Raw genomic sequence first — 26369 nt, forward strand, 5'->3', positions numbered from 1 at the left:
TAATTACTTAGCGTAATTTTAGAGTCGCTAGACCCAGTAACACTAAAAACAACGAGATAATCCAAAAGCGCACAATAACGCGCGGCTCTGGCCACCCTTTTAACTCATAGTGATGATGAATAGGCGCCATACGGAAAATTCGCTGACCACGTAACTTATACGAGCCCACCTGCAAGATCACCGATACCGTTTCCATAACAAACACGCCGCCCATGATCACCAATAAAATTTCTTGGCGAACCAGGATAGCAATCACCCCCAATGCGGCACCCAACGCTAATGAGCCTACATCGCCCATAAACACTTGTGCTGGATAGGTGTTAAACCATAAAAACCCTAAACCTGCACCGACCATAGCCGTACACACAATCACTAATTCACCGGCTAACGGTAAATGAGGCAGGTGCAAATAACTGGCAAATTGAGCATGACCAGATAAGTAAGCGATTAAGGCAAACGCAGCCGCAACCATCACGGTTGGCATAATCGCTAAGCCATCTAAGCCGTCGGTTAGGTTCACTGCATTACTGGCACCTACAATGGTGAAGTAAGCTAATAAAATAAACATAAAGCCCAGTTGCGGCATGATATCTTTAAAAAACGGCACAACTAACTGTGTTTCGCCAACCATGGTTGATGAGCTATACAAATACACAGCAACAACTAAAGCGGCAATTGACTGCAACGCATATTTCCAACGTGCAATTAGGCCTTTAGAATCTTTCTTTACCACTTTACGATAATCATCAATAAAGCCAATGACACCAAAACTTGCGAGTACAAATAAAGTGACAAGCACATAACGATTAGATAAGTCGCCCCAAAGCAGAACACTAATAAAAATGCCCGCAAGGATAAGAATACCGCCCATTGTCGGTGTTCCACGCTTACTGAAATGCGATTCTGGACCGTCATCACGAACGACTTGACCAATTTGCAGCGTTTGCAGGTGCTTAATTAAAATCGGCCCCCACCACAAACTAAACACCAATGCAGTTAACAAGCCTAAAATAGCCCGGAACGTTACATATGAAAAAACGTTAAACCCGCTATAAAATTGGGTTAAATACTCGGCTAGATAAACCAGCATCTACACTAACTCCCCACGCCCATAGGCATCTAATAAACTGTCCACAACTCGCTCCATAGCGGCGCTGCGGGAACCTTTAACTAAAACTGTAATATTACCTGTGGTACTTGCTAACTGTTTTTGCAATACCACTATTAATGGCTCTTGAGCACAAAAGTGTTCGCTGCCAAATGCTTCACTGGTATTTGCCGACAATTGGCCGCAACAAAATAGCGACTCTATGGCTGCATGTTTAACCTGCAATCCAATGCTGGCGTGCAAAGGGCCAGCATTGTCGCCTAATTCGCCTAAATCTCCCAGCACTAAACAACGATATCCATCACGTTGTTGCAACCAATTAATCGCAGCACTTACTGACGTTGGATTAGCGTTATAACTATCATCAATTAATAACACTCGGCCAAGATCATGGGGCTGCATACGACCCTTTACAGGTTTGAGCAATGCAAAGCCTTGTGCGATGTCGTAAAGCGATATGTCCAAGGCAATACACATAGATGCCGCAGCCAGAGCATTGCTCACTTGATGCAGACCCGCTAATGGCAATTGCACCACTTCTTGCTGTCCATCAAAAGTTAATGTAAACCGATAACAACCATTGGCATCTGCCACTATGTCTGTTGCAGTCACATCTGCATCGACATTCATTTCACGGCTAAAACGCAGATGTTTGCGCCCCTGCGACTGTTGCAGCATAAAGTCTGCAAACTTATCGTCAGCATTAATAATTGCGGTGCCATCTGGTGTCAGATGATTAAAAATTTCAGATTTAGCCTGAGCAACACCTTCCAGTGACCCAAATCCTTCAAGATGAGCATTGCCAACATTATTAACTAACGCGACTTGAGGCAGCACTAATGATGAGGTGTAATCGATCTCTCCACGATGGTTTGCGCCAAGTTCAAACACCCCATATTCATCACCTTCACTTAACCGTAGCAAAGTTAACGGCACACCAATTTCGTTGTTAAAATTGCCTGCGGTAAATAACACTTGGTGATGTTGAGATAAAATAGTGGCCAGCATTTCTTTAACGCTGGTTTTGCCGTTTGACCCCGTTAACGCGACGCAAATAGGCGCCACTGTTTGGCGCACAAACGCGCCCATCTTGCCCATGGCCTTTTGGGTATCGGCAACTACAATTTGCGCAATATCGGCGGCAAAAGGATGATCGACTAATATATGATCGACCAACAGTGCTACTGCACCATTTTTAATCGCAGTATCAACAAAGTCATGGCCATCAAAACGCTCGCCTTTTAACGCGATAAATAAACATTGAGCCGGAATGTTACGACTGTCAGTACTAACATTCGTAATTACGCCATCTTGGCCATGTAAGGTGCCATTAAGATGCTGAGCTAATACCGACATAGTGACGCTAATCATGATGCCTCCTGAGACAACTTAAATGCCAAAGCGCGTTCATCATAATCAATACGTTCACCTGCCACTTCTTGATAGGTTTCATGACCTTTACCAGCAAGCAGTACAATATCGTTAACTTGTGCTAATGAAACAACATGGGTAATGGCTTCAATCCGGTCTACCTGGGTAAGCACCTTTTGAGGTTGACTAATACCCTGTAAAATATCGTTGATAATGGTTTGTGGATCTTCACTACGGGCATTGTCACTTGTGATCATCACTTTATCTGCATATTGCTCAGCGGCTTGTGCCATCAAAGGACGTTTGCCTTTGTCACGATCGCCACCGCAGCCGAATACACACCACAGTGTTCCTTTGCAGTGCAATTTTAATGCTTTTAACGCTTGCTCAATTGCATCTGGAGTATGGGCATAGTCAACAACCAAAGTCGCGCTTTTAGTAGATGAAAAACGCTCCATACGACCCGCAACAGGAACCAACAACGGCAGCACCGCCAAAATAGATGCCATTGGCTTGCCCTGTAAATACAAAACAGCTATTGCTGCCACGAGGTTAGACAAGTTAAATGCACCTAATAGCGGCGAGTTAAGCTGCACACTTACTGACTTTTCACTATCAATTTCGACAAAATGCAATGTCGCGGTGACACCTGCATCATGATATTCAATGGCATCACAGTAAAAGTCGGCAGCAGAATTCCCTTTAATGCTGAATGATTTATTCTTTTCATTCGCAAGTTGGGTCAACCATTTCTCGCCCACGGCATCATCAATATTAATCACACCATGTTTTACACTAGGAAATTGAAATAAGCGTTTTTTAGCCGCAGCGTAAGAATCCATATCACCGTGATAATCTAGATGATCGCGGCTTAAATTAGTAAACACTGCTATCTCAAATGGTGCCGCTTCTACTCGTCCTTGTACTAAACCATGGCTAGACACTTCCATAGCACACAATTCAGCGCCTTTAGCAGCAAACTCACTAAGCTGGCGCATAACCGTTATGGCATCAGCAGTCGTATTGCCGCTATCCACAAGTTGGCCCCACAAACCATTTCCTAATGTGCCCATTACAGCGGCTTGATGTCCGAGTAAATAGACAATTTGAGCAATAATTTGGCTTACAGATGTTTTGCCATTGGTACCGGTGATTCCAATTAAAGATAACGATTGGCTATTGGATAAGTAAAACTGTGCGGCTACGGCCGATAATTGGCGGCCTAGTTGGCAAAAAAACACTAATGGCACAGTATATTGAAGACGATCGACTATGCCATGTTCATCTGGATTATCGGTATGGATCAGTATCGCCGTTGCTCCAGCATCAATCGCTTGAGGAATAAATGCTCGACCATCGACTTTATGACCTGGTAATGCCACAAATAAACCACCACGTTCAACGTCACGGCTGTCTAGCGTTAATCCATTAACGGATTCGCGACCAGAGTAATGGAACCACGGCGCTAATAAATCATTTAATAACATTATTTTGCGCTCCTCGCGCAGTGGCCAAATTAACAGCCTCCTGCTCTGAAATTGGTTCTACATTAAGCATTTGCAAGGCACCAGACATAATTTTGGCAAAAGCAGGGCCGGAAACATCACCACCGTAATATTTGTCGCCTTTGGGTTCGTTAATCACAACTGAAATAGCCAAACGAGGATTATGAACGGGAGCTACCCCAGCAAATAAAGCAACGTAATCATCGCCATAACCACCGGCAACGGCTTTACGACTTGTACCTGACTTACCAGCAACGGGGTAGCCATCAATGTGTGCTTTGGTTCCTGTGCCTCCCGTTTCAGTTACCCCAACGAGCATTTCCATTACGTCATAGGCAACTTTATTCGAAATGACTTGCTCGCCTTTTGGCGGCTGTCTCAGTTTTAAAATTGACACAGGATAGAGTATTCCACCACTGCCTAACGTGGCGTACATACGTGCTATTTGTAACGGTGTCGCAGTAAGACCATAACCAAAAGATAAAGTGGCGCGTTCAAAGTCAGACCAACGATGACGATTATGAATTAACCCAGCACTTTCACCGGTTAAATTAATTCCCGTATAATTGCCTAATCCCATGGATTGGTATGTACCGAGTAATTGTTCAACGGGCATAGACAAGGACAGCTTACTAATTCCCACATTACTCGATTTAACCAAAATTTTGGCTAATGTCATGTCACCATAGTTACTCGAATCGCGAACTTGACGCCCACCAATTCGCATCCACCCTGGCGATGTCGATATCAATTCATTTACTTTCACAGTGCCGGAATCAAGAGCCGCGGCAACAACAAAAGGCTTAATCGTAGACCCTGGTTCGAATGTGTCAGTTAAGGCACGATTACGCATACGATGAGGCTGTAAATTATCTCGGGCATTGGGATTATATGAAGGAGTATTCACCATCGCTAATACTTCGCCCGTAGTCACATCGATAACCACCACAGACCCAGACGTCGCTTGGTATACTTCTGTCGCACGTTTCAATTCACGATATGCCAACTGCTGAATACGTTGATCGATACTGAGCACTAAATCGTTAGAACTTTCGCCTTCTTGCACGATATCCAAACGTTCAACCACACTGCCATCGCGAGCTTTACGTACTTTTTGCTTTGAGGGCGTTCCTGTTAACCAGGTATTATAAGTATTTTCAATGCCTTCAATGCCCACATCATCGATATTAGTGATACCAATTAACTGTGCAGCCGTTTCACCAGCAGGATAGTAACGACGGGATTCTGATTTAAGGTAAATACCACCAATTTTAAGCTGCTCAATATAGTCAGCAACAGCAGAGGTCACTTGACGTTTAAGATATACAAAGCGTTTTTTAGGATTGTTTTTGACTTTTCTGACCAATTCGTCGACAGGTTCTTGCAGAACATCTGCAAGGGCTTGCCAACGTCGCATGTCTTTAAATGCATCTTGATCATGGGCATGTTTAGGATCAGCCCACACAGCACGCACAGGTACACTAACCGCGAGCATATCGCCATTACGATCGGTGATTAAGCCTCGCTGAACTTGATTACTAGTTGTGCGCAGTGTGCGCATATCACTTTCGTGACGCAGTTTATCGGGCTCAATAATTTGAATATAGGCCGCACGCGCAACTAGACTGCAAAATAACAACAAAACGAACCCCACCACAACGTATAAACGCCATGGAATAAGTTCGTGACCTAATTTTTGCTTTGCTTGTCTAGCCATATTCCCTATGCTCACTGGACTCGAATGATAACTTCCTCCTTAGGAAGCGGCCGAGACATATTTAATTCTTTGGTTGCCATCCGAGTCACACGACTGTGCTCTGATTGCGATTGTTCTTCTAATAATAAGTTTCGCCACTCAATATCTAAGCGATCTTGCTCTTGCAGAAGTTGATCCCATTGAGTAATCAACTTACGTGTTACATGGCTGGTATAAACGACGGCGACACCATTCAAAACAACCAGTACACTCAGCAGCAATACCCACTTATGGTGCCAAATGTCATGTAACACAATCCGAGGCAAATTTAATGGTGATTGGCTCACATTACCCTCAGTGGTTAATAATCCAGACGCTCGGCAACTCGTAATACTGAGCTACGCGCACGTGGATTAAGCTCTAATTCAGCATCAGAAGGCTTTAATGCCTTACTAACCGCCTTTAATTTACGCGATTTATTAAGCTCTGCTTCCATGATAGGCAATCCATGTGGCACGCTTTCACCTTGACTATGGCGGCGAATAAAACGCTTAACCATACGATCTTCCAACGAATGAAAACTGATCACCGATAAACGCCCTTGTGGTGCTAACACTGCTAGTGCGCCTTCAAGTGCTTGATCGATTTGTTCTAATTCACTGTTAATATAAATACGAATAGCCTGAAAAACCCGTGTTGCAGGGTGCTTATTGCGCTCTTTGTTTTTAGTAATACGCGCGATTAAATCAGCTAAATCTTTAGTGCGTAAAAAAGGTGTTTTTTCACGGTCAGCAGCAATGCAACGGGCAATGTGGCGCGAATTTTTTTCTTCGCCGTAGGTTTTAAATACCCATGCCATATCTTCAATTTCTGCACGTGCTATCCACTGCGCCGCAGTTTGACCTTGGCTATTGTCCATGCGCATATCGAGCGGGCCATCACGTAAAAAACTAAAGCCACGTTCAGCATCGTCTAATTGTGGTGACGACACGCCAAGATCAAGTAATACGCCATTGATCTTGCCGGTTAACCCAAGTTCCTCGACATACTCAGCTAATTGACCAAAGCCACCGTGTACGATTTGAAAACGTGGATCATCAGCAAACTGTTTTGCCGCTTCAATAGCTTGTGGATCACGATCAATTGCAATTAAACGACCATTTTCGCCTAAATGACTTAATACATGACGCGAATGCCCACCTCGGCCAAAAGTGCCATCAATGTAGATGCCATCACTTTGGATATTGAGACCATCAACGGTCTCATTCAATAATACTGATAAATGGGCAAACTCTTGGCTCATTGGGTTCTTCTAACCTTTTTGGTCATTACAGTGAAAAGTGTGCCAAGCGTTCATTGCTGGCTAAATCTTGGCTTTGAATAAGCGCATTGCCATCATCCATTTGTTGCTGCCAAGCATTCTCTTCCCATAATTCAAATTTATTCAGTAAGCCCACCAGCATGGTTTTCTTTTCTAAACTGGCGAAACTTCGTAATGCCGGCGGAATAACAATACGTCCGTGGCTGTCTAGTTCACAATCTTGTGCGTGACCTAGTAATTTTCGTTTAAAGGAACGCTCAAGTGGATCGGTATCAGAAAGCGATTTTAGCTTTGCTTCAATCTGTTCCCATTCATGTAACGGATAAATCAACAAACAAGCAGCGTCAATATCAACGGTCATAATCACAGTACCGGCATGTTCCACACGCAACGCATCACGGTATCTCGCTGGAATAGCGATCCGCCCTTTAGCATCCATGTTGATTGCACTGGCACCACGAAACACGTTATTTAGCCCTTAATGTTGTCATTTGATCCACAATGATCCACTTCTTCCCACAAATGCTAAGTTTAGGGACTCTATGCAAGTGTTGTCAAGCAATGGACAGATATATTAAATCCAGACCCCAAGCGGGTTAGCAGCAAATTAATATCAAGCGGGATGAATGACAGAGCTGTTGGAGGAAAACAGCTAAAAATCAGGGTAAATGAGTTAAACCAGAGACATAACGGTCACTTTATCGGCTAAAATAGACTCGCGATCTTTTTAATTAATGTTCTTTAATCGTTCGAATGTTCCATCTTTACCTCGTAATATTGCTCAACAGCTCAATTTTAAGCACATTAAAAATCAACAAATAGTCGACTGAGTCGATTTTCTACGTTTAAAAACGCTCTTTATTTTATGTTTATTTCTGTCGAGCATCTTCAATATCAGCATTATTGAGGCAAAAACACCTCTCTACTCACCTTGTTGTATCGTATTGCTCAGGTAAATTGCTTAAGTAAATACACGCTAAAACAACTTTTGCTCATTAGATTACTGCTAAACATCAATTGCTATATATCAACGGTTAAATATCGATTACTAAGCATCAATATCTAAGGATTGACTACCAAAAATCGATTACCAAACATCACTGTGTATATCATTAGCCTTCGATGTTGAGGGCAAGCATTTTATCAATTCACCTTGCAATCACAGTTAATTATTCTTAATGCCTCAAGGGCATACGGTGATGATGACTTAATCATAAAACGGTATAAAGAGGTGCTATCACGCAAGAGGACTACACGACAGCGGTGTCGCTGTTTCAAGTGTTGTCCTGCTACCTGCTTAGCATTAATAGATAATCTATTGGCGTATATATGTGTTGTTGGAGGTCTTATATGGGTATACATCGCGACGTTACCATTATCCAATTGCCCTTGGGACATGGTTGAATAACCGATAGAAATAATGAAATGAGCATAGTTAATAATATCCATGCCAATTAGGAGCTGGTGTGACTTTATCAATCAAGAGTATGAAAGTGACCGCTAAACTATCTATTACTTAAAAAAGATTAAAATTTAATCAAACTGAGCCGATAAACAGTTATGATGAATAAACATTCAGCTTCATTTCACCACCACAGGAGAGCAACATGAGTATCGACAGCATTTATGCCATGCTAGCTAGACCTGTACAGGCTGTGAGTGAGCGTAAGAGAATTGTTGAACAAGTCAAACAGGTTCGTGCTATAAGTGCAGACAGTCACGAGGCGCCTCAGTCACAATTACCTCCCGGCATTACCCATAAAATGCCAATTCAACGGCAGGAAGCTCCGCGCCAAGAAAGACGAGCCAAACCAAGAACCGTTGATGAAAAAAAAACTCTCGGTAGCAGAACGAGGCGAATGAAAACGGATAAGCGATTCTCCACTCGTGGAGAAACCGCCAGTCAGCTTATTGATATTGAGGTGTAATACTGACTTGGTTTACCCAACGTCTCCATTAGGGCTTACTTGAGAAACGGCTTTCTGCCAGCCCTTGTACAGCGTCGCACGTGTCGTTATATCCATTGTTGAAGTAAACTCCCGTTCGGTAGACAGCATGGTTTTCAATTCATCCGTCGATTTCCATACGCCAACGGCCAAGCCAGCTAGAAATGCTGCTCCCATTGCTGTGGTTTCTGTTACTTGCGGACGAATAACCGTGACCCCAGTAATATCGGCTTGAAATTGCATTAAAAAGTCATTTGCTACCGCACCACCATCCACTCGAATTTGTGTTAACGGTACATTAGAATCTTTGCTCATAGCATCAAGCACATCACGAGACTGGTAAGCTATTGCTTCTAATGCCGCGCGAATAATATGATTCCGATTAGCTCCACGGGTTAAGCCAATAATGGCACCTCGAGCATCAGCATCCCAGTAAGGCGCACCTAAACCAACAAATGCAGGCACTAAGTAAACACCATTGGTGTCGTCCACTTTATCGGCAAAATATTGGGTGTCACAAGCATCGGTAATAAGACCTAACTCATCACGCAACCATTGAATAACCGCGCCGCCCATAAATACCGAGCCTTCAAGGGCATAATTCACCTTTGTGTCAGCACCAATAGCAATGGTTGTTAATAACCCATGGGTTGACTCTACCGCTTTATCACCCGTGTTCATTAATAAAAAACACCCGGTACCATAAGTATTTTTTGCCATCCCGGGCTCAATACACAACTGGCCAAACAACGCCGATTGTTGATCGCCAGCCATACCCGCTACTGGAATGTGATTACCAGCCAGTTCGGTATAACCGTATATTGCGCAAGACGGTTTCACTTCAGGTAACATTGCCCGCGGTATATTGAACAGATCAAGCAACTCTTCATCCCACTCTTGGGTGTGAATATTAAATAACATTGTCCGAGATGCGTTGGTTGGTTCGGTCACATGGACTTCACCTTGCGTGAGTTTCCACACTAACCAGGTATCAACTGTGCCAAACAATAAATCCCCAGCTTCGGCTTGTTCACGAGCCCCTTCCACGTTGTCTAAAATCCATTTGATTTTTGACGCAGAAAAATACGGATCTAATACTAATCCGGTTTTTTGGCGTACTAAGTCTTCAACACCTTGAGCTTTTAGATCCAAACAAATAGCTTGGCTGCGACGACATTGCCAAACAATCGCATTACATACCGTCTTACCTGTATGCTTGTTCCAGACTATCGTGGTCTCGCGCTGATTTGTTATGCCAATTGCGGCGACATCATGACGGCTGATCCCAGCACGTGTCAGCACTTCCACAAGCGCTGAACTTTGCGAAGACCATATCTCCATCGGATCATGCTCAACCCAACCCGCTTGTGGATAATGTTGAGTAAATTCACGTTGCGCCACAGCGACAATATTCGCTTGATGATCAAACACAATGGCACGAGAACTTGTAGTGCCTTGGTCTAACGCGACAATGTATTTTTTAACCACCATCTGATTTCCTATATCATTTTGACATGATTATTTTTATATGATTTATCTGTTTAACAAACCAATATAACAACGAAATTTAAAACACATACAAGTAATTGTCTTTTGTTTATCGAGAAATCGTTGTTTTATAATAGGCCAATTAATAAAAAGGCCTCGCAACTGCGAGGCCTTCAATATCTATACCAGCAGAGCTGATTACATCTTATAACTTAACTGTACGCCTGTTAACCATACGTCACCCGTTGCTTCACCAGTGAAGCTAACCGACGCAATATTTTGCAGGCTCTGAGTCTCTGTAATGGGTGCATCACCATGAGTGCGAATGTAAGTCACACCAACATCAACATTCAGATTTTTAGAGACTTGATAACCGGTACCCACACTGAACCATAAACGATCAGAATCTGGAATGGTGGTGGTGCGGTGTTGGTCATCAACCGCGGTTTTATCTAGCGCCATACCAGCACGTAATGTCCACTGGTCATTAAGTGTATAGGTGGTACCAAGCGCATAACGCCAGTTATCTTTAAAGTTCTCTTCTTTTACCACGTCTGACTCTAGGCCACCGACAGGCTTAACATCACCAGGGAAGTACGCCACTAGTTGTTCAAACACACTCCATTCTGTCCAATTAACACTTGCATGCATTGCCCAGTTTTCAGTTAACTGATGGTAAGAAGCCAGTTCCGCAAATGCAGGTAACTCAATAGGTAAGTAGCCCTCAATTTCAATATTTTGACCACCGTTATAAGCCACGCCAGACACATGACCGTCTAATTTAAGATCGACACTACTGTGATAAGCCAAACCGATGCGGTTTGCTGAGTTAATTTGCCAGCTCGTGCCCGCTTTCCAACCATAGCCAACATCATCACCTTCCATTGACTTTAGATTGGTACCACCTGAAGGTAAACGTGCATTAATGCTTGAAGGTAAGTTAGGATTAGCTTTAATCGCATCAATCCAACCTGGAGCGGTTGCACTAACTTCACCTTCACCGTACACAACACGTAAGCCTGCACCTACAGTGAATGAGTCATCAACACGGAAAGCAACATTGGGATTAAACTCGACAGTGGTAATTGAGGTTTTACTGCCAAAAATAGCCGCTGCATCCGCTACCGGAATATCAGTTGCTAAACCATAATTTGAATTAACCGCTAGACCCCAAGTCCATTGATCATTCAACTGGTTTGAATAATAAAAGTTTGGCACAAATGCATTGTCAGCAACATCGTATGCGTCAGCACCAATCACTAATGGCTCTGAGCCTAATAACGGTGAAGAAATACCGACATCACCAACCACATCAACATTTGGCATAACATAAATGCCACCCGCTGATACTTGGCGGCCTTCTAGATAAGCTAGCATGGCTGGATTACGCGCTTGAGTTGACGCATTGTCTGCAATAGCTGCTTCACCAGCAAATGCACGGCCCAAACCTGTCGCTGAATATTCTGCAAGTTGGAAACCTGCCGCGTTCACTTGAGTTGTTGCCCCAAATACAATGGCGCTAATCGCCAGTGTTAACACTGTTTTTTTCATTATGATTCTCGGTGTTTATATTCAAACTGCATAAATCGATTTTTATAGAGCAAAAACTCGATTTAAATGAAGCCGTCAGTGTACTGATCCAAAAAAGCTTTGCAACTGCGCAAAAGGACTGAACAAGAAGTGAGTGATTGAATTCTAAATTGTGATCATGATCAAACTTTTAGTTTTCTGCTATAAAAAAGAAACCAAAAGCGGTATAGCTGTAAACCGATTTAACCTAACGTGAGAAAAAGTTATTTTTTATTATTTAAAAACAAGACATTAAATAAATAAGCATGGCACAACAGTGAGCTTAAATGATTAACGACATTCATCTAAAACAGTACTGCCCAGTACTGATATACAAAATAGTTACATAAAAATTTTTACAATTAAAAACAAAAAAACCTCTTAATGACATCATCAAGAGGTTTTTAATTTATTGTTCACGCTAAATAAACGACACTTTCAAACATTTTGAGAGTGTCGTTTATGCGAACCAAGCTGGTATGTGTGTTTCATAATCGCTGATTTGCTGTTCAAATGACAACGTCAAACCAATAGCATCAAGACCATTCAATAACTTATGTCGAGCAGACTCCACTATTGTGAAATCAAACACGCTTCCTGAAGGTGACGTAACAGTGAGAGCTTGTAAATCGACTGTAATTTGCGCCCCCTCTTTTGCTGCCACTTCATCCATTAATTGTTGCACTTGTACCGATGTTAATTTAACGGGTAACAAACCGTTATTAATCGAATTACCGTAAAAAATATCGGCAAAGGTCGGCGCGATGATCACTCTAAAGCCAAAATCAGCGAGTGCCCATGGCGCATGCTCACGCGACGATCCACAACCAAAGTTTTCTTGGGCTAGTAAAATAGATGCGCCTTTATAACGTGGCTGATTAAGTTCAAAATCAGGATCAGGTTTATCGCCTGCATCATCTAAGTAACGCCAGTCATGGAATAAATGTACCCCAAAACCGTCACGGGTGACTTTAGACAAAAATTGCTTAGGAATAATCTGATCGGTATCGACATTAGCGCTATCAATAGCGACCGCTAAACCGGTATGGGCAGTAAATGCTTGCATGTTTATCTCCTATCTCGGTTTAGTAAGGTTTACGAATATCGACAAAGTGACCAGCTACAGCGGCGGCAGCAGCCATAGCAGGGCTGACCAAATGGGTTCGACTACCCCGACCTTGACGGCCTTCGAAGTTACGATTACTGGTTGATGCACAACGATCGCCAGCGTCTAAACGGTCATCATTCATCGCTAAACACATCGAGCAACCTGGTAAACGCCATTCAAATCCAGCTTCAATAAAGATTTTATCTAAACCTTCTGCCTCTGCCTGTAACTTCACTTGGCCAGAACCGGGTACTACAATCGCCACAACACCCTCTGCAACTTTACGGTTTTTAGCGTGCACAGCAGCGGATCGTAAATCTTCAATACGCGAGTTAGTACAAGAACCAATAAACACTTTATTAATGCTAATGTCAGTCATCTTAGTGCCCGGCGTCAGGCCGATATACTCTAATGCTTTAATCATACTGGTGCGATTGGTACTGTTGGTTTCAGTTTCTGGATTAGGTACTACACCATCAATCGCAACGACTTGACCAGGGTTAGTCCCCCAGGTTAGCTGCGGTGCAATATCGTTGGCATCTAATACCACTTCGACATCAAACACTGCATCTGCGTCAGATTTAAGCTCAGACCATGCTGCAACAGCTTGTTCCCACATTGCATCTTTAGGCGAAAATTCACGACCTTTAAGATAGTTAAATGTGGTTTCATCAGGCGCAACCATGCCAGCTTTAGCGCCCATTTCAATGGCCATATTACATAAGGTCATACGGCCTTCCATGGTTAATGCTTCAATGGCTTCACCACAAAACTCAACCACGTATCCTGTACCACCATCCATGCCTAGCTTACCGATAATCGCTAACACAATATCTTTAGCCGTCACGCCATCGGTTACTTTGCCACGCACTTCAACTTTCATATTCTTGGCTTTTAACTGACGTAGTGTCTGGGTTGCCAACACATGCTCAACTTCAGATGTGCCAATACCAAATGCTAACGCACCAAACGCACCATGGGTCGCGGTATGAGAATCACCACACACAATCACAGTACCGGGTAAGGTAATACCCAGTTCAGGCCCCATTACGTGAACAATACCTTGATTAGGATGGTGAATATCGTATAAGCGCACGCCAAATTCTTTACAATTCTGTGCCAGTGTTTCAACTTGAGTACGTGCCATTGGGCTTAACGCATCTAAACTGGCGCTGCGCGTTGAGGTATTGTGATCCATGGTGGCAAAGGTTTTTTGCGGTGCACGTAGCTTACGACCTGCCACTTTTAAACCACTAAATGCCTGCGGCGAGGTAACTTCATGGACCAAATGGCGATCAACATACACAACTGGCGCTTCGCCTTCTGGGCTGGCAACAATGTGTGAGTCCCACACTTTCTCGTATAAGGTTTTACCTGTCACTTGGGCCATTACACACCTTCCTTTATTGCCTGAGCGATAAAATCACCCATTTGCGCAGTAGACTTAGCTTCGCTGCGTTTGTCTGCAGCCAATAATTCACCGGTTAGATAACCACTTGCCAATGCTTTTGTCACTGCACGTTCAATAGCACTTGCCGCCTCTTCTTGCTTTAGGCTGTGGCGTAACATTAATGCAGCAGATAAAATTTGTGCCACCGGATTAGCGATACCTTGGCCAGCAATATCTGGTGCACTGCCACCGGCGGGTTCAAATAAACCAAAACCGGTGCTGTTCATACTTGCCGACGATAATAACCCCATAGAGCCGGTTAACATGGCAATTTCGTCTGATAAAATATCACCGAATAAGTTTGAACATAACATTACATCAAACTCATCAGGGCGGCGTAGTAACTGCATAGTCGCGTTATCAATATAGATGTGTTCTAAAGTGACATCCGGAAAGTCTTTTGCGACTTCTTCAACCACTTGGCGCCATAATACTGAACAGGCTAATACGTTGGCCTTGTCTACTGAGGTGACCTTATTTTTACGGCCACGCGCCGCTTCAAAAGCGATACGAGCAATACGGCTAATCTCGCGGCGACTATAGCGCATGGTATCAAAGGCTTCTTCATCGTCGCCTTCACCTTGACGTCCTTTCGGCTTACCAAAGTAAATACCACCAGTTAATTCACGCACACATAACACGTCAAAACCACGGGCTGATATATCACTACGAAGCGGTGACATGTGTTCTAAGCCGTCATGTAATTTGGCTGGGCGTAAATTACAAAATAGCTCAAAGTGTCCACGCAATGGCAATAATGCGCCGCGTTCAGGTTGATCGTTTGGTGGTAAATTTTCCCACTTAGGGCCACCCACACTACCAAATAAAATCGCATCAGCTGCTTCGCAGCCTTTTAAGGTCGCGTCAGGTAAAGGACAACCATGGTTATCAATGGCAATACCGCCGACATCAAATTCGGTGTATTGAATATCCAGTCCAAAACGTGTTTCTACAGCATTAAGCACTTTACGCGCTTCAGCCATCACTTCAGGACCAATACCATCACCCGACAAAACTGCTATTTGATAACTCATACGCCACCTAACTCCCTTTCTTTATGGATCTGTTGTTTAAAGTCAGCCACTTTATCTGCGCGGTACACTAAGTTCATCACATGCACTAATGCTTGAGCGGATGCTTCAACGACGTCTGTTGCTAAGCCTACGCCGTGGAACATTTGTTCATTATATTTTGCGGTAATATCAACTTGTCCAAGCGCATTTTGGCCTTCGCCTTTTGCACTCAACTTGTAATTAGTAATATTGATTTTGCGATCTGTCGCTCGGGCAATAGCATTATAAGCAGCATCCACAGGACCATTACCTGTAGCAGCCTCAGTAATATCTTTACCATCTACAGCAATGCGTACCGTAGCAGTTGCTACACCTTCAGTTGAATCAGAATGCACCATCATGTGCTGAAGCTGGTACTTATCGTCATCTTGCGCTTGCGACTCCATAAATACCAATGCTTCTAAATCGTAATCGAACACTTGGCCTTTTTTATCCGCTAGGGTTAAAAACTGCTCGTAAAGGCTGTCCATGTCATAGTCAGTTGTCTTGTAGCCCATTTCTTCCATGCGGTGTTTAATCACATGGCGACCAGAGCGTGAAGTCATGTTCAAGTTATTACGGTTTAAGCCAATACTTTCCGGTGTCATAATCTCGTAAGTATTTTTTGCTTTAAGCATACCGTCTTGGTGAATGCCTGACGAATGAGAAAATGCATTGGTACCCACAATCGCCTTATTGGCTTGGATCGGCATGTTACATAACTGACTGACTAGAGATGAGGTGCGGTGGATTTCTTTGGCGTTAATTCCACAATCCAAATCAAGCAAGCCTTTACGGGTAGCAAGGATCATGGCAATTTCTTCTAACGAGCAGTTACCGGCACGTTCACCAATACCATTAATAGTACATTCAACTTGGCGGGCGCCCATTTCAACTGCTGCGATGGAATTAGCGACCGACAAACCTAAATCGTCATGACAATGAACCGAGATCACTGCTTGATCGATATTCGGAACTCGATTAAATAAGGTTTGAATAATCCCACCAAACTCACTTGGTACTGTATAACCAACGGTATCAGGAATATTAATGGTACGAGCACCAGCTTTAATGGCCTCTTCAACCATACGACACAAATTGTCTATTGGTGTACGACCAGCATCTTCACATGAAAACTCAACATCGTCAGTAAATCGTCTGGCGTATTTAACCGCATTAACGGCCATTTCTAATACATCATCAAAAGAGCGTTTTAATTTACTTTCAACATGAATGGTCGAGGTAGAAATAAAGGTATGAATTCGAAATTGATCGGCTACCGACAAAGCTTGGGCTGCAGCATCAATGTCTTTTTCAAGTGCACGAGATAGCGCACACACACGGCTGTTTTTAATGGTTTTAGCAATCGTCTGCACCGATTTAAAATCGCCCGGAGAAGAAACAGGAAACCCAACTTCCATTACATCCACGCCTAAACGCTCAAGTGCTAGGGCAATTTGTAGCTTTTCTTTAACGGTTAAACTGGCTGCTAATGCTTGCTCACCATCACGTAAGGTAGTATCAAAAATTATGACTCTATTGGACATCGAATTTCTCCATCGATCATCATGTTTATTTGAATTAGCTGCGAGGTACACAGCTGGTTCATTTCAAAAGGGCTAAAAAAAACCCCGCGACTATTAGCGCGGGGTTTGTGTATGCTTAATGAATTATTTTGCATGTAACACAAAGGACTCCGCGCAGGATATGCGTGAGAGGAGAAGGAGTCCGAGTAAAACTGATTGTGTGTTCATGATGTTAATATTCACTTTTAATAACTAATTATGCTAAATGTTCGACATACAAAATATGTCTGTACCTAATATGTAACGCGACCAGCCTTCTGTGTCAACCCTAATTTGGTCAACGTGAAAAAGATGATAGCGTACTAGTGCTTCATTACAGTTAACCAACGACGAACTCAACCAATATTGATTAACTTTCAATTAATGAACTTACCTCTCAAAGTGCAAATAAACATCAACCTAAGTTGCTGCATCGATTATATTTTTATGTATACGGATATAAATAATCGTATACTGCTATTACCCCATGTTAAGTAGATATATGACGATGATGTTGTCGAAAAAGAGTATTGAATATAACTTTAGTCGCATTTTTGCTTTAATCTTTGGCCTCACGCTATATTTAGCGACTACGGCTATTTTCGCTCAACCATCGCAACGCTTATTACTCTCGGACGATATCATTGCCGAAACTCAACAGCTGAGCGCACGAAAACAACTCGATGTGATCAGTAATATTAATACTCAAAGATCTGCAGACGCCAAAACACTCATTGATTCACTCGAACAACAACACGCTAAACAACCATTAGCCAATATCGATGCTCTGCGCTTAACATTGTTACATTGTTTTAATTTATTGGAGTTTGGTGAGTTTAATCAAGCTATTGTCTTGGCAAAGCAAGGTGAGAGTAATGCAAGACAGTTTAAATATGACACAGCTCGCCCTTACTTCATACAATGCCAAGCAATTGCACATCAGAGTCTTGGCAACACATTACAAGAACAACAACTCACCGAAGAAGCGCTACGTTTAGCCAAGCGTTACTCTGAAACACAAGCTATTGTAAACAGCCTTTATGCCAGAAGTAGGCAAAATACTAGCCTAGAAAATTATAATTCGGCCATTGAAGACTTGCGTTTTGCGTTAGATATTTATGGTGAAGCACAAAACCAATTTCAGCATTGGTATTTGCTACCTATCTCATACATCCAATCGGAAATTTCAAATGTTTTTTTCTCCATGGGAGAGTATGAAGAAGCATTACATTTTTCCGAATTAGCCTATAAAGATATTTCTTTTTTTGGAAAAATAAAATCTACAGTAACTCTCAATTTAGCACTTATAAACATAGCGCTAAATGATAAAGCCAAAGTACTATATTTTTTAAACAAGGCAGAAAATGTCAGTGAAAATATAGACTCTGAAAGAGATTCGGCCAACCAATATGCTTTGCTTGCGATAATTCATTTGTATGTTGGTGATTACAACATCGCCGAAAAACTCGCATTATCAAGCATAGAACTGTTTACTAAATACCAAGAGCCTATTTATGTCATGCGCATCAAACGTACATTAGCCAAAGTGTATTTTGCACAAAACAAAGACAACCAGGCATTGTCATTGTTGAATGAAATTATTGAGCAAGCCACTGAACTTGAACAATTTTCGGATTTAGAAGAGTTTAACCAGATAATCAGCCAATACTACGCCGAACAAAATCAATTTGAATCGGCTTATCAATTTCAGGTGCAGCGTTTTGATGCCGCTAAGCAAGCCGCAGCCAAGTTAAACAATGCTCACTTTATGCAGTATAAGGCCAGAATAACAGCACAAAGTGAAGCCAGTACACCACCAGAGAAACCTGTCAGTAACATCAATCAAAACTTAACCATTACCGCCTTAATTATTTTGTTATTGTCCGTTGGATTAGTCCTATTTTTGGCCCGCAAACCACAACGCCTCAATAGTGTGAATGCTCAAGAAGAAGACCAGCAGCAACGTATCGATAATATGCTAGATAATGCCAAACAAGGACACTATCAACTAAGCATGCTGTTGATTAATATCAATCATAATAATATTGCGGATATACCCTTTATCATTCCGCGGCTCAAAAACACACTTAGAGAGCAAGACCAATTGTTTCGGCATAATACCAATGAGCTCATTATTCTCTTGCCACACGCATCGTCAGTGGGGGCGGCAAGAGTCATAACCCAAATAGAGCAAGTACTTGGCGAATGGAAATCAGAGATCAAAGTAAATATTGGTATGGCGAGTTTACAACAACTTGACACTTTTGAAGTGCTCGTAAAAAAAGCGGTTCTGAATCAATTGAATAAAATAAAATCTCAAGAAAAAAGTAATTCTCCTGATGAAAACTAAACCATCAACCTTTGGTCAGATAATCAGAAATTTCATCTAAAAATTCGCCACCAAATCGGTCAAGCTTAATCTGCCCGACACCATTTACTGCGAGCATCTCGCCAGGGCTTGTGGGCAACATCGCACACATCTCAGCGAGCGTTGCATCGTTAAAGACTAAATAGGGTGGAATGTCATTTTTTTCCGCCAGTTCGCGACGCAGTAATTTTAACCGAGCAAATAACTTACGATCATACTGTTGCGGCGCACGCCCATTGGGTTTGCGCTTCACATCAATCAATTGAATCCGAGGTTCCGCTAACATTAGCGACAACTCTGCTTTAAGGATTGGTCTTGCGGCAGGGTTAAGCTTAATTGCAGAGCCGCGGGTAATATCCTGACTCATCAAACCTAAATGAATTAATTGGCGGATAACACTGAGCCAAAACTCAGTTGATTTATCTTTACCAATGCCCCATGTCGATAACTTATCATGGCCTCTATCTACGATGTTGGCCGCTTTTGAACCACGTAATACTTCAATTACATGGTGGATACCGAAACGTTGCTGTAAACGATAAATACAAGACAGCACTTTTTGAGCATCTTCAGTACCATCATATCGCTTAGGTGGGTCAAGGCAGATATCACAGTTACCACAAGGTTTTGAAGCCACTTCATCAAAGTAGTTTAACAACACTTGTCGACGACAAGTTTGCGCTTCAGCGAATGCTGCCATGGTATGCAATTTATGAAATTCGACTTGTTGTTGGGCCCCAGGTTCAGATTGCTCAATCAAATGCCTAACCCGGCCTATATCGGCAGGGTCAAACAACATATAAGCTTCAGCATCTAAACCGTCGCGGCCTGCACGGCCTGTTTCTTGGTAATAAGCTTCAATGCTTTTAGGAATATCGTAATGCACAACAAAGCGTACGTTAGATTTGTTAATCCCCATTCCAAAGGCCACCGTAGCCACCACAATATCAACTTGATCTTTTAGAAATTTATCTTGAACGTTACCACGATCTTCCTGGCTCAAACCGGCATGATATGCTTGAGCATTAAATCCTTGTAAACGTAAACGCTCAGCCACCTCATCAACTCGTCGACGACTGCTGCAATACACAATACCACTGGTGCCATTTTGGATAGTTAAAAACTGACGCAATTGATTAGCCGCATTAAGCTTTTCAGCCACGGTATACCGAATATTTGGTCGGTCAAAACTGGACAATAAAGTATAAGGGGTCACCCCTAAGCGTTCGCAAATGCTTAAACGCGTGGCGTGGTCTGCAGTCGCAGTTAAGGCCATTAAAGGTAAGTAAGGGAAATATTCTTTTAACTGACCCAAAGCCGCATATTCAGGTCTAAAATCATGACCCCATTGACTAATACAATGCGCTTCATCAACGGCAAACATCGAAACATCGACTGATTGCAGGCGCTCAATAAAATCAGGACGCAGAAGTCTTTCAGGAGAGACATACAACAATTTAATCTCACCAGAATGTAATTTGCGTAACACCTCTGCACTTTGCTCACGCGGTAAAGATGAATTGAGATAAGCAGCTGACACACCACTTTGCAGTAAACTGTCGACTTGGTCTTTCATTAACGAAATTAATGGCGACACCACCACGGTCACACCAGGCAACACAATAGCAGGCAATTGATAGCACATACTTTTGCCGCCACCGGTAGGCATAATCACTAAGGTATCTTGGCCCTGTAAACTTTGCTCAATGACTTCTCGCTGCCCTTCACGAAAGGCGCGATAACCAAAAACTTGCTGCAGGCTCGCGGCAAGTACATCTTGCTCTGTCGTCAACACATCTGAGGACGCAATATTGGTCGAAATCGGAGTATCCATTAACACTACATCATCATTCAAAGGGCATTCATTTTAAAGCACTGAGCCACAGATGTCTTGAACCAAAACGCCTTTGCTATGTTTTCATCCAAGATAGAAGATTGAGTCGAAGCCACTTTAGGGTTAGATTAAATACTCTATGCCAGTAAGCCCGACCTATATACAACAACGATAATAATAATAAAACGACAAGGATTGCTCATGACCACATCTATTCAAACCCAAGCTTTACAGCAAGTTGCTAATATTTTTGATCAGCATGTTCCATTCCATAATCTGCTCGGTTTAGACATCAAACACTACGACATCAATGGCGTTGAAGTGGTAATAAAAATGAAACCCGAGCTTATCGGCAATATTCATCAAAACATTCTTCATGGTGGTGTTACTGCGACATTACTTGATGTTGTCGGCGGACTCACGGTATTTGCTGGGCTAGTTGCCAGTAGAGAAGATTGGACCCTTGAAGAACTACAACAACGTTTAACCACCTTAGGCACTATCGATATGCGGGTCGACTTTTTACGTCCAGGCCGTGGTGAAATCTTCACAGGCACTGGCACCGTTATCCGCTCTGGTAATCGTGTATCCGTTTGCCGGATGGAGTTACATAATGAGCAAGGAGTTCATATCGCATTTGGTACTGGCACTTATATGGTGGGCTAAGTTCCATTAGCGCAATATAAAGCTGACACTGGAGCGATAAAAGAAATCGCTTAAGCACTTGTGTCATGCAGGGGGGCGACCTACAATCGCCCTCTCTTTTAGTTCTTCCCACTGTTGACTCACTATGCCTGATTTAGAATACCGTAAAGGGGTGCTTCTCGCCATTTGCGCCTACACCATCTGGGGTGTTGCCCCGCTTTATTTCAAATTATTACATCATGTGCCTGCCACCGAAATATTAATGCACCGTGTCATTTGGTCATTCATATTCATGGTTATTTTGATGCAATTCATTGGTGGATTTAGTCGTTTACGTCTTATTTTAAAACAGCCTAAGCAACTACTAATATTACTGATCACTTCTGTATTAATTGCCGCTAACTGGTTACTTTTTATCTGGGCTGTTAACAACGACCACATGCTCGATGCTAGCCTAGGCTATTTTATCAATCCGCTGTTTAACGTGTTACTTGGAATGGTATTTCTGGGTGAGCGCTTGCGAAAATTACAATGGGTTGCGGTGGCGTTGGCCAGCATAGGAGTACTAGTGCAGTTGATCTCTTTTGGTTCTATTCCGCTAGTATCATTAGCGCTGGCCGCCAGCTTTGGTTTTTATGGTTTACTGCGCAAAAAAGTCAATATTGACGCCAAATCAGGTTTATTAGTCGAAACAGCAATCTTGTTACCAATCGCTCTGGGTTATCTATTCATCACCTTAGACAGTTCGACAACGAGCATGCTGACCAACACTCTCGACCTCAATTTACTGTTAGTCGCTGCCGGTATTGTCACAACAATCCCGTTACTGTGTTTTGCAGGTTCTGCGGTCAGAATTCCCTTTTCGATTTTAGGTTTTTTCCAATACATTGGCCCTAGCATCATGTTCATCTTAGCGGTAAAACTGTTTAATGAGCCGTTTGATATCGAAAAAGGCATTACCTTTGGATTTATTTGGGGCGCGTTAGTTATCTTTGTTGGCGACATGACATTGCAACGCCAACGACGTAACGCCTTAGCCAAAGCGTCAGCATAATAAACTCTACAATGGGAAGATGAAGTCACTTAAAGCACTGATGCTTCACCCACAAAAAAAGCCGGATGATTTTATACTCACCCGGCTTTTTTTATGTATTAACTGTCTTGTTATTGCTACAAATCTAACGCAAGAATTTTTGAGCGGCGCTGGTAGTTATACAGCTGTTTTTTCTTATTCGGCAGTTCTTCAACATCAACAATATTAAAGCCATGCTCTAAAAACCAATGGATACTGCGGGTAGTTAACGCAAATAGACGTGAATAACCACGCACACGAGCTTGACCAATAATGTTATTAAGCAAAATGCTACCACGATCAGCATCGCGATAATCCGGATGAACCACTAAACACGCAAACTCACCCGCATTGTCTTCTTCAAACGGATACAAAGCCGCACAACCAATCACTAAGTTGTCGCGCTCAACCAACATAAACTGTTCAATTTCCATCTCGAGTTGCTCGCGTGAGCGACGCACCAAAATGCCTTGCTCTTCCAATGGGCGAATAAGATTTAAAATACCGCCTATGTCGCTAATCGTTGCTCGGCGTAAGCGCTCAGCGCTTTGGGTAACAATTTGGGTACCAATTCCTTCGCGTGAGAATAACTCTTGTAATAGTGCACCATCTTCTAAATAACTCACTAAATGACAACGAGGTACACCACGGCGACATGCTTCAATACTCGCTTTTAAGAAAGCAACGGTTCCAACTGAAGTATGGTCATCTACAGACATTGTCTTGAGCATTTCTTCAATATCGTCCGGCATTAGCTCGGCAATTACCTCACCATTCTTACCGATAAGGCCATTCGTATCGCTAAAACCAATAATTTTATCGGCCTTTAACTTAATTGCTACTTGGGTCGCGACTTCTTCAGCTGTCAGGTTAAAGCTTTCACCTGTGACAGAAGCGGCAATTGGCCCCATCAATACAATACCGTTATTGTCTAATTGACGGCGTAAGCCTTGCGCATCGATACGGCGCACCTTGCCACTTAAACAAAAGTCGACACCGTCATCCACACCTAAAGGTTGAGCAATAACAAAATTACCACTCACTAGGTTAATTTGCGCATTTTGCATCGGCGTATTGCCTAAGCTCATCGACAACCTAGCCGTAATATCAAACTGAGTCGCACCAGCAACCTGCTTGATGATCTTCAGAGTGTCTTCATCGGTGATACGAATGCCATTATGATATGCCGGTTCAATTCCAGCAGCCTTTAAACCTTCATCAATCTGTGGTCTTGCTCCATAAACTAACACCACCTCAATCCCAAGTGAGTGCAACAAAGCCACATCATTTAAAATACCGCGGAATTGTGGGTGCGCTAATGCTTCTCCACCCAACATAACGACAAAAGTTTTACCTCTATGAGCATTAACATAGGGCGCAGAATGACGAAATCCATCAACTAATTCAGTGGTTCTCACGGGCAAATTCACCTCGGTATAAGTTTGATGTTCATTAATGACGATGACAATAAATGCCACATAACAGTTTGCTGTATCAAAAAAGAATGGTATTGCATTTTAATTCACTTTTAAAGCATTTTATTTCACTTTAAGTAAAACACAGTGTCTCAATATTTTATGAAAAAAGCATTACAGCCAAAAAGTTAGCTTGTTTTAGCTGTTAATAATACTTTACGCATTTAATTATGATATTTGCATCACATCTGTTTAGCAAAATTTCAACATAATTGCGCTATAACAATGTAGGGACCTCAATAAAATATCATCACACTAGCGATGTACTTCATGACGTAAACAGCTACTGCATAACCTAAATTGAGCAATTAAATACACGTCATAACTCATCCGTTAATCGTTCGATTCAGTATAGACTATTTTCAAACAGGCATAAAAAAAGCCCCAATTAAGGGGCTTTTTTAAGAATCAAAAATCAATTACTTGATTTTAGCTTCTTTGTACATAACGTGCTGACGAATGACTGGATCAAATTTCTTGATTTCCATTTTTTCAGGCATGTTACGCTTGTTCTTTTCAGTAGTGTAGAAGTGACCAGTTTTAGCACTAGATACTAATTTGATCTTCTCACGATTACCTTTAGATTTAGCCATTTTCTATTATACCTTCTCGCCACGGGCACGAAGTTCTTTAACAATCACTTCAATACCTTTCTTGTCGATAATACGGATACCTTTAGTAGATACACGTAATTGCACGAAACGCTTTTCTTCTTCTAACCAAAAACGGTGGTTTTGTAGGTTAGGTAAAAAACGACGACGAGTCGAATTTTTTGCGTGCGAACGGTTGTTACCAACCATTGGCTTCTTGCCAGTTACTTGGCATACTCTTGACATGTCAATCTTCTCCAAAACAAATTTTTAACGCTCGAGCATTAATGTGCCTCGTATGGCCGTCGCCCGAGGCACAAAGAGGGCGCATTTTATACACGATTGACCATAGAAGATCAAGCAGTGTTTATACAATCCACCCACGCTCGGCAAAGGAGACTATCTCCTGATCACCTACAACCATATGATCTAACAAAGAAACATCGATGGTTGCCAATGCATTTTTTATTCGCTCAGTTATTCGCCGATCAGCCTGACTTGGCTCTGCAATGCCAGACGGGTGATTGTGACACACAATTACCGCTGCCGCTTTTTTCTCCAAAACAAGGCTTACAACCTCGCGAGGATAAACAGAAGCAGAATCGATAGTGCCACGAAATAATTCTACAAATTGAATGACTCTATGTTGGGTATCCAACAATAGTAAGGCGAACACTTCATAGGATCGGTCTGCCAATTGTCTCATTAAATAGTCCCGAGTTAAATCAGGATTTGTCAAAATTTGCCCTCTTTGTAGATTTTCATGGGCAATTCGCTTAGAAATTTCCGCTGCAGCCTGTAATTGAGCGTATTTTACCGGCCCAACACCGGCTAATTTACATACTTGGCTTTTAGATGCACTCAGTAAACTGCGCAAACCACCAAACTGATTAATCATGTTTCGGGCTAAATCCACTGCATTTTGCCCTGCCAGACCATTACGTAATATCACCGCGAGCAATTCTGCATCCGAAAGATGTCCTGCACCTTTGAGCAATAACTTTTCTCGCGGCCCTTCTCCTTGTGGCCAATCTTTAATTCCCATGAATGTCCCTTATATTCAATATTTGCGATTTCATTACACGCATTAAGTCGACTCACATAACGAAAACAACACATAATGAGCAACCACAGAACGAGTAACGAATTGTTGTCTTTTTAAAACATAGAGTTCAAATTGATTACACAGTATGGTCGATATTTTTG

Annotated in this window: 22 protein-coding genes; 4 read left to right on the plus strand and 18 right to left on the minus strand. The window is 42.4% G+C overall.

From position 1 onward, the window contains the following. Positions 1 to 7: 7 nt before the first annotated feature. Genes mraY through mraZ form a run of 7 tightly spaced genes read right to left on the minus strand, consistent with a single transcriptional unit; the run spans position 8 to position 7467 of the window. Positions 8 to 1090 (minus strand): phospho-N-acetylmuramoyl-pentapeptide-transferase, encoded by a 1083-nt coding sequence (mraY, locus tag EGC86_RS15055; protein ID WP_011639217.1) that lies wholly within the window; start codon positions 1088 to 1090, stop codon positions 8 to 10. Further along, a complete protein-coding gene (locus EGC86_RS15060; RefSeq protein ID WP_123778091.1) occupies positions 1091 to 2479 on the minus strand; it encodes a UDP-N-acetylmuramoyl-tripeptide--D-alanyl-D-alanine ligase in 1389 nt (462 codons plus the stop codon). It abuts the gene before it with no gap. Further along, the gene (murE, locus tag EGC86_RS15065; protein WP_165872435.1) at positions 2476 to 3969 is read right to left on the minus strand and encodes a UDP-N-acetylmuramoyl-L-alanyl-D-glutamate--2,6-diaminopimelate ligase; all 1494 of its coding nucleotides are present in this window, start codon (positions 3967 to 3969) and stop codon (positions 2476 to 2478) included. Before murE ends, EGC86_RS15060 begins: the two co-directional genes overlap by 4 nt. After that, positions 3953 to 5701 (minus strand): penicillin-binding transpeptidase domain-containing protein, encoded by a 1749-nt coding sequence (locus tag EGC86_RS15070; RefSeq protein WP_102037112.1) that lies wholly within the window; start codon positions 5699 to 5701, stop codon positions 3953 to 3955. The genes murE and EGC86_RS15070 overlap by 17 nt, the downstream gene beginning before the upstream one ends. An 11-nt stretch (positions 5702 to 5712) precedes the next feature. After that, positions 5713 to 6027, minus strand: a complete 315-nt coding sequence (gene ftsL, locus EGC86_RS15075; RefSeq protein ID WP_059746824.1) for a cell division protein FtsL — start codon at positions 6025 to 6027, stop codon at positions 5713 to 5715. A 14-nt stretch (positions 6028 to 6041) separates the two neighbouring features. Next, positions 6042 to 6983 carry a 16S rRNA (cytosine(1402)-N(4))-methyltransferase RsmH gene (gene rsmH, locus EGC86_RS15080; protein WP_011639222.1) on the minus strand — a complete coding sequence of 314 codons (942 nt, stop codon included), beginning with the start codon at positions 6981 to 6983 and terminating at the stop codon, positions 6042 to 6044. A gap of 25 nt (positions 6984 to 7008) precedes the next feature. After that, on the minus strand, positions 7009 to 7467 hold the full coding sequence (mraZ, locus tag EGC86_RS15085) for a division/cell wall cluster transcriptional repressor MraZ (RefSeq protein ID WP_123778092.1): 459 nt from the start codon (positions 7465 to 7467) through the stop codon (positions 7009 to 7011). 1141 nt (positions 7468 to 8608) lie between these two features. On the opposite strand from mraZ, the gene EGC86_RS15090 reads away from it, so the two are divergent. After that, entirely contained in the window at positions 8609 to 8929 is a 321-nt protein-coding gene (locus EGC86_RS15090) for a hypothetical protein (RefSeq protein ID WP_123778093.1), read from the plus strand. A gap of 12 nt (positions 8930 to 8941) precedes the next feature. On the opposite strand, the gene glpK is transcribed toward EGC86_RS15090, so the two are convergent. From glpK to leuA, 6 genes are all read right to left on the minus strand, one after another. After that, complete coding sequence (glpK, locus tag EGC86_RS15095) at positions 8942 to 10435, minus strand: glycerol kinase GlpK (RefSeq protein WP_123778221.1); 1494 nt, start codon at positions 10433 to 10435, stop codon at positions 8942 to 8944. 198 nt (positions 10436 to 10633) lie between these two features. Beyond that, on the minus strand, positions 10634 to 11986 hold the full coding sequence (locus EGC86_RS15100) for an outer membrane protein transport protein (protein ID WP_123778094.1): 1353 nt from the start codon (positions 11984 to 11986) through the stop codon (positions 10634 to 10636). Positions 11987 to 12464: 478 nt separating this feature from the next. Further along, entirely contained in the window at positions 12465 to 13070 is a 606-nt protein-coding gene (gene leuD, locus EGC86_RS15105; protein ID WP_123778095.1) for a 3-isopropylmalate dehydratase small subunit, read from the minus strand. 19 nt (positions 13071 to 13089) lie between these two features. Continuing rightward, the gene (gene leuC, locus EGC86_RS15110; protein ID WP_123778096.1) at positions 13090 to 14502 is read right to left on the minus strand and encodes a 3-isopropylmalate dehydratase large subunit; all 1413 of its coding nucleotides are present in this window, start codon (positions 14500 to 14502) and stop codon (positions 13090 to 13092) included. Beyond that, a complete protein-coding gene (gene leuB, locus EGC86_RS15115) occupies positions 14502 to 15596 on the minus strand; it encodes a 3-isopropylmalate dehydrogenase (RefSeq protein ID WP_059746829.1) in 1095 nt (364 codons plus the stop codon). Before leuB ends, leuC begins: the two co-directional genes overlap by 1 nt. Beyond that, complete coding sequence (gene leuA / locus EGC86_RS15120) at positions 15593 to 17161, minus strand: 2-isopropylmalate synthase (RefSeq protein ID WP_123778097.1); 1569 nt, start codon at positions 17159 to 17161, stop codon at positions 15593 to 15595. Before leuA ends, leuB begins: the two co-directional genes overlap by 4 nt. 520 nt (positions 17162 to 17681) lie before the next feature. On the opposite strand from leuA, the gene EGC86_RS15125 reads away from it, so the two are divergent. Further along, complete coding sequence (locus EGC86_RS15125) at positions 17682 to 19529, plus strand: hypothetical protein (protein WP_123778098.1); 1848 nt, start codon at positions 17682 to 17684, stop codon at positions 19527 to 19529. Between the two features lie 4 nt (positions 19530 to 19533). On the opposite strand, the gene recQ is transcribed toward EGC86_RS15125, so the two are convergent. Continuing rightward, entirely contained in the window at positions 19534 to 21381 is a 1848-nt protein-coding gene (recQ, locus tag EGC86_RS15130) for a DNA helicase RecQ (protein WP_165872436.1), read from the minus strand. Positions 21382 to 21582: 201 nt separating this feature from the next. On the opposite strand from recQ, the gene EGC86_RS15135 reads away from it, so the two are divergent. Then, the gene (locus EGC86_RS15135; protein WP_011639233.1) at positions 21583 to 22047 is read left to right on the plus strand and encodes a thioesterase family protein; all 465 of its coding nucleotides are present in this window, start codon (positions 21583 to 21585) and stop codon (positions 22045 to 22047) included. A 124-nt stretch (positions 22048 to 22171) separates the two neighbouring features. Then, complete coding sequence (gene rarD, locus EGC86_RS15140) at positions 22172 to 23080, plus strand: EamA family transporter RarD (RefSeq protein WP_123778099.1); 909 nt, start codon at positions 22172 to 22174, stop codon at positions 23078 to 23080. Positions 23081 to 23196: 116 nt separating this feature from the next. Here rarD and argA read toward each other — a convergent pair whose 3' ends face one another. The 4 genes from argA to radC form a co-directional block, all read right to left on the minus strand. Continuing rightward, on the minus strand, positions 23197 to 24516 hold the full coding sequence (gene argA / locus EGC86_RS15145) for an amino-acid N-acetyltransferase (protein ID WP_123778100.1): 1320 nt from the start codon (positions 24514 to 24516) through the stop codon (positions 23197 to 23199). A gap of 476 nt (positions 24517 to 24992) precedes the next feature. Next, positions 24993 to 25166, minus strand: a complete 174-nt coding sequence (gene rpmG, locus EGC86_RS15150; protein ID WP_011494790.1) for a 50S ribosomal protein L33 — start codon at positions 25164 to 25166, stop codon at positions 24993 to 24995. A gap of 6 nt (positions 25167 to 25172) precedes the next feature. Further along, entirely contained in the window at positions 25173 to 25409 is a 237-nt protein-coding gene (gene rpmB / locus EGC86_RS15155) for a 50S ribosomal protein L28 (RefSeq protein ID WP_011639236.1), read from the minus strand. Between the two features lie 121 nt (positions 25410 to 25530). After that, on the minus strand, positions 25531 to 26208 hold the full coding sequence (gene radC / locus EGC86_RS15160) for a RadC family protein (protein ID WP_059746834.1): 678 nt from the start codon (positions 26206 to 26208) through the stop codon (positions 25531 to 25533). Positions 26209 to 26369: the final 161 nt, after the last annotated feature.

It is taken from the genome of Shewanella frigidimarina, assembly GCF_003797125.1.
Classification (GTDB): Bacteria; Pseudomonadota; Gammaproteobacteria; order Enterobacterales; family Shewanellaceae; genus Shewanella; species Shewanella frigidimarina.